Source organism: Metabacillus sp. YM-086, assembly GCF_048059995.1.
GTDB classification, from domain to species: Bacteria; Bacillota; Bacilli; order Bacillales; family Bacillaceae; genus Metabacillus; species Metabacillus litoralis_B.
The window spans coordinates 1-10110 of sequence record NZ_JBLUOI010000122.1 but is presented as its reverse complement, the minus strand read 5'-3'; the positions used below and the strand labels follow the sequence as shown (position 1 = coordinate 10110).

The window sequence follows — 10110 nt, the reverse complement described above, 5'->3', positions numbered from 1 at the left end:
GATTCTAAAATAAACATTTTTCCTTCGTAAAATTCAGACATAGTCTACACTTTATCGACAAAACTATTATTTTGGATCAAATTTAGAAAAAGGTAAGCATCTGCTAAGCTTACCTCAAAAAAACTATTTTCTTTTCTGTGCCTTCATTTTGTTGTTTTCCAATTCTGCCGCATATTCCTCTTGTGATTTTCCTTGTTTTTGGCTTTCTGATTGAATCTTTCTAAATTTATTATCATTTAAATTGGGCATATTCCTTTCACCTCCTGTAGACTCCGTTATTTTATACAAAAAGGGCCAATCTATTCGCTTGAACAATGTTTCATCATGAAGTTTGTATACAGACTGAGAAAATCTGTCATGATATATACTATTACCAGAAAAATGACCAAGTAAATTAACCTTTTTCAATTCTATTGGTATAATGACAAATAGGACTTATTTATACATATAAAAGAAAGGTTTGATCTGATTTGGAACAAAACTCCTCAAACTTTATTAAGAGCATTATTAAAGAGGATCTTGAAACGGGAAAACGAGACTATGTATACACTCGATTCCCACCAGAGCCGAATGGATATCTACATATTGGTCATGCAAAATCAATTGTCATAAATTTTGGATTGGCAGATGAATTTAACGGGAAAACAAATTTGCGTTTTGACGATACGAACCCTTTAAAAGAAGATACAGAATTTGTTGAATCCATAAAAGAAGATGTTGCATGGCTTGGCTATGAATGGGACGGCATGTTTTTTGCTTCAGATTACTTTGAGGAAATGTACAATCGTGCTGTTCTTCTTATTAACAAAGGTAAAGCATACGTTGATGACTTAACTGCAGATGAAATAAGAGAATATCGTGGAACATTAACGGCACCTGGTAAGGAAAGTCCTTACCGCAACCGCTCGATTGAAGAAAATTTAGATCTATTTGACCGCATGCGCAAGGGTGAGTTTGGCAACGGTGAAAAAGTACTTCGCGCCAAGATTGATATGTCTTCACCAAATATTAATTTGCGTGATCCTGTTATTTATCGTGTGTCACATGCTACACATCATAATACTGGTGATGCTTGGTGTATCTATCCGATGTATGCTTTTGCTCATCCATTAGAAGATGCTATCGAAGGAATTACACACTCACTTTGTACAACTGAATTTGAAGATCAACGCCCTCTTTATAACTGGGTTATTGAAGAGTGTGAAATGGAGCATAAGCCACAGCAGATCGAATTTGGCCGCCTTGGCATTACAAATACTGTGATGAGTAAGCGTAAGTTAAAGCAGCTTGTTGACGAAAAATTTGTTGATGGTTGGGATGATCCTCGTATGCCAACCATTTCTGGCCTACGTAGAAAAGGCTACACTCCTAAAGCAATCCGTGAATTTGTAAAAGAAACGGGTGTTTCAAAAGGTGTTGCAACGGTTGATGAAGCGATGCTTGAACATTTTGTTCGAGAAGATTTAAAGCTACAGTCACCACGTACAATGGGTGTTTTAAAGCCACTAAAGGTGGTCATTACTAACTACCCTGAAGATCAAGTAGAAATGCTTGATGCAGAAATTAATCCTGAGGTTCCTGAAATGGGAACAAGACAAATCCCATTTTCACGTGAAATCTATATTGAACAAGAAGATTTTATGGAGGATCCTCCTAAAAAATATTTCCGCTTGTTCCCAGGAAATGAAGTTCGCCTTAAGCATGCCTACTTTATTAAATGTGAAGATGTTATCAAAGATGAGGATGGTAACATTGTAGAAATCCATTGTACCTACGATCCTGAAACAAAGAGTGGAACTGGGTTTACAGGTCGTAAAGTAAAAGGAACTCTTCACTGGGTGGATGCAAAGCATTCATTACCGGCCGAGTTTCGCTTATACGAACCACTTATCCTTGATAAAGATAAAGAAGAAACTGAGGTTCAAGAAGATCCATCAGAGGAAAAAACATTCCTCGATTATGTGAATCAACAATCTCTTGAGGTGTTACAAGGTTTCATAGAGCCAAATATGAAAGATGTTCAACCACATGATAAGTTTCAGTTTTTCCGTCACGGCTATTTTAATGTGGATCCGAAACATACTTCTGAAGAAAAAGCTGTGTTTAACCGAATTGTTTCTTTAAAGAGTTCATTTAAGTTGAAGTAAAATAAAAAGGCTGACCCCTAAAGTCAGCCTTTTTTATTTATTTAAAGGAAGATCTAATACAAAGATTGTTCCATCCACAGAACTCTCCTGAATAAAGATCATTCCCTGATGATTTTCCACAATTCTCTTAACAATCATCAATCCTAGACCTGTTCCATTATCTTTTGAGCTTACAAACGGCTCAAATATTGTTTTTTGTAAATCCAATGGAATTCCAGATCCACTATCCTTTAGATAAATTCGATATGAACTTTCTGTTAGCTCCGAATATATATGAATAACACCTTTACCACACATTGCTTCAATACTATTCCGAATAAGATTATGAAAAACCTGCTTTATCTGTTTTGGATCAACGGACAGTTGAATTGGATGTAGGTCAATGATAAATTCAATATCTTCAGAAGATTGGATGATAAGAGGTAAAAATTCTTCCATAATATGTTGAAGATAAATGTTTTTTCTTATTGGTGCACCTGGCTTAGAAAGAAGAAGCATTTCCTCAATAATACTGTTTATTCGTTCAATCTCTTTCATAATTAGCGGCATATGATACTGATCTTTCACCTTTTCCGAAAACGACTGGTTCATTAATGATAAAAATCCATGTACAACTGCTAAAGGATTTCGAATTTCATGTGCAGCACCAGCAGCAATTTCTCCAACTGCAGCTAATTTCTCAGATTGATTCATTCTTTTTTCCAACTCTTCAGTTTCAGTAATATCAACGAAGTTTTTAACTCTGCCTATAATCTTTTGTTGTTGATTCAGCATTTCTGCTTGTGAAACAAGCAGCAGCTTCGTTCCTTCACTCGTGATAAAAGGAACCTTCGTATGTTTATAAACCGTTTTTGAAGATAGTATCTCCCAAAAAGACTTATTTTTCATATCACCTTGTGTGAGAAAAATCTGTTTAAGCTGTTGCTCGTCCATACCTAATATTTTCGTTGCAGTCTTATTGACTGATATTTCGGTAGAAGTGTCATTTATTGTAATAATTCCAACAGGTAATGAATTTAGTATTTGCTCCCTGTATAATTTATCGTTGAGAATTGTGTTAAAGGAATCCTTCAACTTTATAGACATTTGATTAATCGAATTTGTAAGCTGTTCAAATTCAGCTTGTTCTGAAGAGTTCAAAGTTAGCCCATATTGACCATTGGCAATACGATCTACTTTGTTTATCATTGATTCTACAGGCTTTGTTAGGTTTAAACTTATTCGATAAGCAGCAATGATGGATAAGCAAATAGCCACTATCGTAACAAAGATTAATAACCATAATGAGCTTTTGATAATCGTCGAAAACTCATTAGAATGACCATCTAATTTAGAATAAGTATCTTCCTTAGCCTTCTTAATCTCTTCTTTTAGTAAATTGTATTGTGGTAAATAGTTCGATTCAATAAATTCTTTTGCTCCATTTTGATCATGATAATCTAACAAACCTTGCACATTATTAACAATCATAAAATCTAGTAATTCCATTCTCTTATTTATATTATTAAGAGAACTTGGGATTTTTGGAGAACTATAACCAGATTCACTTTCTTCTATGTTTTCAAACGATTGATACTTAACGGCGAGCTCACAACACTTGTTTTCTTCCAAGAAATCGTTGACCACTATTCCCTTAACACTTAACTCTTCATCCCACTTTGAAAGCCAATACAGTTCAGGGATATTCTTCTGTTTTATTTTGTTACTAACTTGATTTACCTCATCAATAGATTGAACAAGAATTAGTGAAAAGCCACATAACACAAAGGTTAGTATGAGGAGGGTTGAGAGAATTTTTGTACGAAAAGACATATTCATTAAAAATTTCTTCAACACAACCCCTCCCCTCAGATTTTAAGGAAAAACTAGCTTTCCTTTCTCATACTTTTCCATCTCTTTTTTAATCATTTCTTTTTCTTCTTCAGTCAACATCGGCCCAAAGGGAGCTAAGCCATATACACCATGATTTGCCCCTAACATCACTTTACCATGTGGTATTCCATCTTCACTGAAATAATCTTCCATAATCGCAACATACGCTTGTGAAACATCATTCAAAACACTCGTTACGACATGATCTTTCCCCATATATGATTGATCATCAAGATAACCTATCACATGAATATCTTCTTTTTTAGCCAAATTTATAATTTCTCTATTATAAGAGTTTCCTTTGCTGTAGACCACGTCAACGCCCTCATTAATTAATTCACGAAAGATTTGCACTGCTTTTTCTCCGTCGTCACGGCTATCCACATATCGATAGTAAAACATTGCTTCTGGCTTGTAATACTTTAATCCAGTTTCAAATTCGGGATTTTTTTCTCTAGCATCAAAAGCATCTATTAAAGCAATTTTGTTACTTTTTGTGACTACACTAGAAGCTAAAGCAGCAAAATATTCAATTTCTCCCTGGTCAAAAGTATAGACAGATTGATTAGGATATTTTGAATCTCCATGTATCGTTATAAAGTGGATGTCTGGATTTTGTTCAGCAACCTCCGTAAAAACATCTGAAAACTCACGACCATGTCCGATAATTAGCTTTGATCCCTCTTTTATTGCTGTTTCAATCGTTTTTTTCATGCGTTTTTCTGTATCTATCTCACTATAAAGTGTTACATCAACAGGAAACATCTCTTCAATCTTCAGTTTTCCTTTATACGCCAAACTTCCCCAACTTTGGTCTACGAGAACATCAGATGTAATAATAGATACTTTTGTGTTGCCAACAAAATAATTTGCAGCAGCGTCAGAAATAATTCCCTTTGTTTTATATAAAATAGTCCCTATAATGACGATTCCAACAATCAATGTTATTATGCCTATCAACCTTAGTTGTTTCGATTGTTGCATTGTATACCTCTCCCCTAAAGATACATTCTCAATATATCATTATAGCGAACATTTGTGTTATACGCTAGAAATTTATCTAAAAAATCTACATATTTCGACAAAATTCTTTATCTCCTAACTACTAGTATCACTTTCACTAAAACTTTTATTTTTTTGAAAAGCTTGTCCGCTAGTTATTCTTTAATAAGAACAAGAAAACCTCAGTGCTGGATATCCACTGAGGCGTTTCTTATTCTATAAATACTGCTCTGTTAACCAATTTCCCAACTCTATTTTTAGTTGTGAATGAATAGGGTCTTTTGCTTCTTGTTTGTATTGCTTCATTAAATTTAAAACTGTTTTTTCTCCTTTAAACTCCTTTAGCATATGATCCATATTCTTTATAACAACAGCCTTTGCATTAGGTTTTTCTAGTTGGTTAATTCTGTTTAAATCATTGTAGTCCGCCTGAACATCTTTATCACCAGTTATGGCTAAGATCGGATACTCACACTCACCTAATATTTCCACTATTTCTTCACTTGAATATGCAAAATGCTCTCTAAACCACCTAGCAGGAGTTTTTTTCAGTTTATATCTTATTGTATCTCCTTCTGACATCGTCATTTTCTGAAAGAGATCGTCTAACTGTTTTCTTAATTTTTCTTCCGTTAATAGTAATCTTAACATCATTCCTTTTAATCCTTTTAACTTTTGTATTTCATCAAGAATAATAAGATTTTGATATATCATTGGTTCTTTTAAACTGGATGCAGCTCCTGCTATTAATACCATTCCACCAACGTGGACTTCTTGCTGTGCAATTGTTGCTAAAATACACCCTTCACTGTGTCCGAGCAAAATTATTTTTGTTGGATCAACTTTTGGATGAGCTTTTAAGAATTGAACCATCCCTCTAACATCTTTAACTAAATCCATCATTCCTGACTTAATTGGATCTCCATCACTTTCACCAACAGATCTTTTATCATATCTTAGGGAAATAAATCCTAGCTGTGTTAAATAATGTGCCAAATCTTTATATAAATTCGATTCTATTGCAGGCTTTTTCATGTTTCCATCACGATCAGCTCCTCCAGAGCCATTTATTATTACAATCGCTGGATATTTCTCTTCGCTTGATTCTGGAATAGCTAAAGTACCTCTTAAAGTAACATCAGTTGCCACACTAAAATTTTCCTCATATATAGAAAGCATCTCTTTTCGCTCCCTTAATTTTTTTATTTTTATTATTAATAATGATAACATTAATTTAATAAAAAGTCTCCCTTATTTTTCTATATTTTTAATCCTCATCTTTTACATCTATATCTTCTGGTATTGGTTCTTTTAAGTATTCTTCAATTAGAGCTTTATATTTTTCCAGCTGCTCAAAATGTGTTTTAAATTGATCTTTATTGATTAAATATTGTTCACCATCAAAAAGGGCTCTTATCTTCTTTTCAGCTATCAGATTTTCAATTTGATCTTCAGACAATGAGAGATACTCAGCTGTTTCCTTTAATGTTAAGTACATATAATCAATCATCCTCATTCATTTATAGTTGATACAATCTTAAAGAATTATTATCAACTATTCAATATAAATATTTTTTATTATCTATAGACAAAATGATCATCATCACATAAAATACGATTAATCATATGCAAATACTCAGAAAAGCATAAATACTCTTTCATTTTACATAAATCCACGTTGTAATTCCGACTAAACTCATATGATTAGTATATATTCATTAGAACTGGAGGGTAAATAATGAGAAAACTACTTATCTTTGCGATCGTCGGTTTTTTTGCACAATTAATTGATGGTGCTCTTGGAATGGCTTATGGACTAACATCAACTTCACTTTTATTAGCTTTTGGGGTCGCACCTGCAGTGGCATCAGCATCCATTCATATGTCTGAAATCGCTACAACTGCTGTTTCAGGTATATCTCATTATAAGTTTGGAAATGTAGATAAAAAAATGGTCATAACTTTAATGATTCCTGGAGCAATCAGTGCTTTTATCGGTGCTGCATTTTTAAGTAGCCTTCCGGGTCATCTAATCAAACCTTATATTTCAATCTTCTTAATGATTATGGGGATTTATGTATTAAGTCGATTTCTATTCAAGTGGAACCCAAAACAGGAGAAGCAAAAAACATCCGCATGGTATTTAATTCCTCTTGGTGCTATTGCTGGCTTCTTTGATTCTGTAGGAGGTGGCGGTTGGGGTCCAATAAACACCCCCGCATTATTATCTAGAAAAGGAGCCATTCCTAGCAAAGTGATTGGGACTGTAGATACTAGTGAATTTGCTGTTACTACTGCCTCCACTTTGGGTTTTATCATTTTTCTAGGCTGGGAACAATTTAACTATGTGTGGGTTGCTGCTTTTGTAATTGGAGGTGTGATCGCTGCACCTATCGCAGCCTGGCTAGTCCGTATTATCCCTGCATACTTACTAGGAGTGGTTGTAGGTGGGTTTATCATCTTAACAAATCTCAATACAGTATTAGATATATTTGGCGCTTCAGGTAACCTAAAGCTTGTCATTTATTCGATTCTTTTCATTGCTTGGATAGTAGCTATCGTGCGGAGTTTTCAAAGAAATAGTCGTTTAGAAAAATTACACAACGTAACTTAGAATTTACTCTTAAATAAAATCTAAAAGGCATTTTTAACTGTAATTAAAGTCGGGTTGATTTCAACTGAAATCAACCCAACTTTAATTTAGAAAGTTAAAACTCTAAGATACAAGCAAAAGCATTAAAGGAACTGTTATGATGCTTAATACAGTTGTCACCAATGTACTAAATGACACAAAATCCGGATCAGTATTAAATTGTAAAGCAAACATCGTTGTATTCGCAGCAGTAGGCATGGCAGAAAGTACAATTAATATCTTCTCTAATTGTCCTTCTATTGGAAGGAACATAACAATAATACAGGCTAATATAGGCGATATCACAACTCTCAAGATAATAATCCCACTAATACTTTTTAATTTGACAGCTGAGCGGCTTAGCGATGCTAATTGCATACCCAATACAAGCATAATGGTTGGAATAGTTGCATCTGCTATCATATCAACAGATCTCATTAGAAATTCAGGAACCTTAAAAGTACTTAGTTGTACAATTATCCCTATTAGTGCTCCATAAAGAATCGGCATCTTAACAATTCTCATCAATGAATCCTTCATACCACTTGTTTCCACACTGCCTTTCGCAGCATAGTAGAGGCCAATTGTATTCATCAATATCGATTGAATAACCATCATAATCACTGCATAATCAAAGCCTACACTTCCAAAAGCAAACAAAATGATCGGTGTTCCATAGTTCCCGCTATTCATAAATACACCTGATAAAATCACAGCAGATGTTTTCGTTTGTCCTAACTTTCTTAGCCTCGATACGGTTAATACTATAAGTAACAAACTAAAGCAAAGCGAAAGACAAAACAAGAGAATATAAAGGTATTCCATTGTTAGCTCATTTGTATAAAATGTTCGAAATGCTAAAAAAGGGTACATTAAATAGAGGGCCGTAACCGAAACAGACTTGCGGTCAATTTTTATCTTTTTTTGCCCAATATATCCTATTGCTAGAATAATAAAGGCCGGCAACACTACCAAGATAAACTCCATATAAATCTTCACCATACTTTATACAGTATCTATTTTAATACCTTGAACATCGTTTTTTTTAAAAAATAGAAAGCATTGGGAGAACGTCCCAATGCTTTAGATTCTATTAGTCTACTATACAAGAAGTGGAATAATTAAGCCAGAAAGTAGTAATATCAAAGCCCCACCTAATCTAGATGAGATTTGTGCAAACGGCATTAATTCCATTCGTTTTGCTGCAGACAGTACAGCCACATCACCTGTTCCACCCATATTTGCCATACATAATCCAGCTGTAATTGCAGCTTCAATTGGATAGAATCCAACTAATTTACCTAAAAGACCAGCTCCAATAATCGCCCCTAAAACAACACCAAAAACTGTTAAAATGTATTGAAATGATAAAGCTTCAAGCACAGTGTTTAAATCTGTGTATGCCACACCAATACCGAATAATAGTGCAAAAGTCCAGTTACTGGCCACAAATTGATACCATTGACTAGCTCCATCAAGAACAATTTTCGGGATAATATTAGCCACTTTTGCAACAGCTACTAAAATAATCATAATTGCATAAGGATGTAATGGAACAAAGTCTCCCAAAACATTTCCGAGCGTGAAGAATGTTAAAGCTGCTAATAGTCCAACACCCATTACTTCGATATCATATTTTTGCTTTGTTTTTTCATACGTAAATCCTTTAATTAATTGACCATTTCCTGATAAAGACGGAAATCTTCGTCCCACCATATCTAGCACACTAGCAAGGACTATCGCAAACACATTTCCTAAGGCAAGAGCAGGTACAAGCATTGAAATGTAATAGCTTGGTTCATTCCCCAACATTTCAGAGTAAATTTGACTCATTGGAACGGCACCTGCCCCCATTCCACCGCCCATAATTGGCATCGTTATAACTAAGATTGCATCTTGAAGTGAAAAACCAACTAGTGAACCAAAAAGACCTGCAATAATAATTGCCCCAATTACAGCCCCAAAGATCGGTAGGAAATAGCGCAATCCAACCTTAACTAGTATCTTAGAATTCATTCCTAAAATACTACCCGTAATTAACGCAGCTATATAGAAGTCTAAAAATCCACCTGTTTTCATAAAATCAGTTACCGAAGTTGTAATGGTTTCTGGTAGAAGCCCGCTGTAGACCATATACGCAGAACCAAAGATTGCAACAATTGCCCCACCACCAAGAAATGTTTTAACGATTGGTGTACGATCACCTAACCATCCGAAAGCTTCACCTAATATAATCATAACAAGCAAACTACCAATCATACCTCCTGGTAAACTACCTGTATACATACTTATCAACGTAATCACACCAAATAAAGCAAACCATAAAATTGGTGTATTAAATATTTTTAACTTTGGTTTCGCTTTCAATTCTTCACTATTTTCATCAAATGATAGCTTCTTAGCTGTTGATTCCATTCTTATTCCCTCCTTAAAAAATTACATCTAGCCCATAAATGC

General features: G+C 34.4%; 9 protein-coding genes. 2 read left to right on the top strand and 7 right to left on the bottom strand.

Annotated elements, in window-relative coordinates:
- Positions 1-123 precede the first annotated feature (123 nt).
- Positions 124-249 (bottom strand): hypothetical protein, encoded by a 126-nt coding sequence (locus ACEWK1_RS26275; protein WP_255301632.1) that lies wholly within the window; start codon positions 247-249, stop codon positions 124-126.
- 221 nt (positions 250-470) lie between these two features.
- Here ACEWK1_RS26275 and ACEWK1_RS26270 point away from each other — a divergent pair, with 221 nt between their 5' ends.
- On the top strand, positions 471-2147 hold the full coding sequence (locus tag ACEWK1_RS26270; protein WP_098797798.1) for a glutamine--tRNA ligase/YqeY domain fusion protein: 1677 nt from the start codon (positions 471-473) through the stop codon (positions 2145-2147).
- Positions 2148-2180: 33 nt separating this feature from the next.
- Here ACEWK1_RS26270 and ACEWK1_RS26265 read toward each other — a convergent pair whose 3' ends face one another.
- The 4 genes from ACEWK1_RS26265 to ACEWK1_RS26250 form a co-directional block, all read right to left on the bottom strand.
- Positions 2181-3983, bottom strand: coding sequence for a sensor histidine kinase (locus ACEWK1_RS26265; RefSeq protein ID WP_379053484.1), 1803 nt, complete (start codon positions 3981-3983; stop codon positions 2181-2183).
- Positions 3984-4001: 18 nt separating this feature from the next.
- Positions 4002-5003 (bottom strand): BMP family ABC transporter substrate-binding protein, encoded by a 1002-nt coding sequence (locus ACEWK1_RS26260; protein ID WP_247339427.1) that lies wholly within the window; start codon positions 5001-5003, stop codon positions 4002-4004.
- A 234-nt stretch (positions 5004-5237) separates the two neighbouring features.
- Complete coding sequence (locus tag ACEWK1_RS26255; protein ID WP_247339424.1) at positions 5238-6200, bottom strand: alpha/beta hydrolase; 963 nt, start codon at positions 6198-6200, stop codon at positions 5238-5240.
- A gap of 88 nt (positions 6201-6288) precedes the next feature.
- The gene (locus ACEWK1_RS26250) at positions 6289-6519 is read right to left on the bottom strand and encodes an excisionase family DNA-binding protein (RefSeq protein ID WP_247339423.1); all 231 of its coding nucleotides are present in this window, start codon (positions 6517-6519) and stop codon (positions 6289-6291) included.
- A gap of 240 nt (positions 6520-6759) precedes the next feature.
- Here ACEWK1_RS26250 and ACEWK1_RS26245 point away from each other — a divergent pair, with 240 nt between their 5' ends.
- Positions 6760-7635 carry a sulfite exporter TauE/SafE family protein gene (locus tag ACEWK1_RS26245; RefSeq protein ID WP_247339422.1) on the top strand — a complete coding sequence of 292 codons (876 nt, stop codon included), beginning with the start codon at positions 6760-6762 and terminating at the stop codon, positions 7633-7635.
- A 102-nt stretch (positions 7636-7737) separates the two neighbouring features.
- On the opposite strand, the gene ACEWK1_RS26240 is transcribed toward ACEWK1_RS26245, so the two are convergent.
- Together ACEWK1_RS26240 and ACEWK1_RS26235 are read right to left on the bottom strand one after the other, a co-directional pair.
- Positions 7738-8640 carry an AEC family transporter gene (locus ACEWK1_RS26240; RefSeq protein ID WP_247339417.1) on the bottom strand — a complete coding sequence of 301 codons (903 nt, stop codon included), beginning with the start codon at positions 8638-8640 and terminating at the stop codon, positions 7738-7740.
- Positions 8641-8754: 114 nt separating this feature from the next.
- On the bottom strand, positions 8755-10068 hold the full coding sequence (locus ACEWK1_RS26235) for a 2-hydroxycarboxylate transporter family protein (RefSeq protein ID WP_247339415.1): 1314 nt from the start codon (positions 10066-10068) through the stop codon (positions 8755-8757).
- Between the last annotated feature and the right edge of the window lie 42 nt (positions 10069-10110).

What these genes read in the sequence shown, in the direction of transcription:
- ACEWK1_RS26275 (WP_255301632.1), bottom strand. Translation starts at nt 249, where the DNA reads ATGCCCAATTTAAATGATAATAAATTTAGAAAGATTCAATCAGAAAGC.
- ACEWK1_RS26260 (WP_247339427.1), bottom strand. Translation starts at nt 5,003, where the DNA reads ATGCAACAATCGAAACAACTAAGGTTGATAGGCATAATAACATTGATT.
- ACEWK1_RS26255 (WP_247339424.1), bottom strand. Translation starts at nt 6,200, where the DNA reads ATGCTTTCTATATATGAGGAAAATTTTAGTGTGGCAACTGATGTTACT.
- ACEWK1_RS26250 (WP_247339423.1), bottom strand. Translation starts at nt 6,519, where the DNA reads ATGTACTTAACATTAAAGGAAACAGCTGAGTATCTCTCATTGTCTGAA.
- ACEWK1_RS26245 (WP_247339422.1), top strand. Translation starts at nt 6,760, where the DNA reads ATGAGAAAACTACTTATCTTTGCGATCGTCGGTTTTTTTGCACAATTA.
- ACEWK1_RS26240 (WP_247339417.1), bottom strand. Translation starts at nt 8,640, where the DNA reads ATGGAGTTTATCTTGGTAGTGTTGCCGGCCTTTATTATTCTAGCAATA.
- ACEWK1_RS26235 (WP_247339415.1), bottom strand. Translation starts at nt 10,068, where the DNA reads ATGGAATCAACAGCTAAGAAGCTATCATTTGATGAAAATAGTGAAGAA.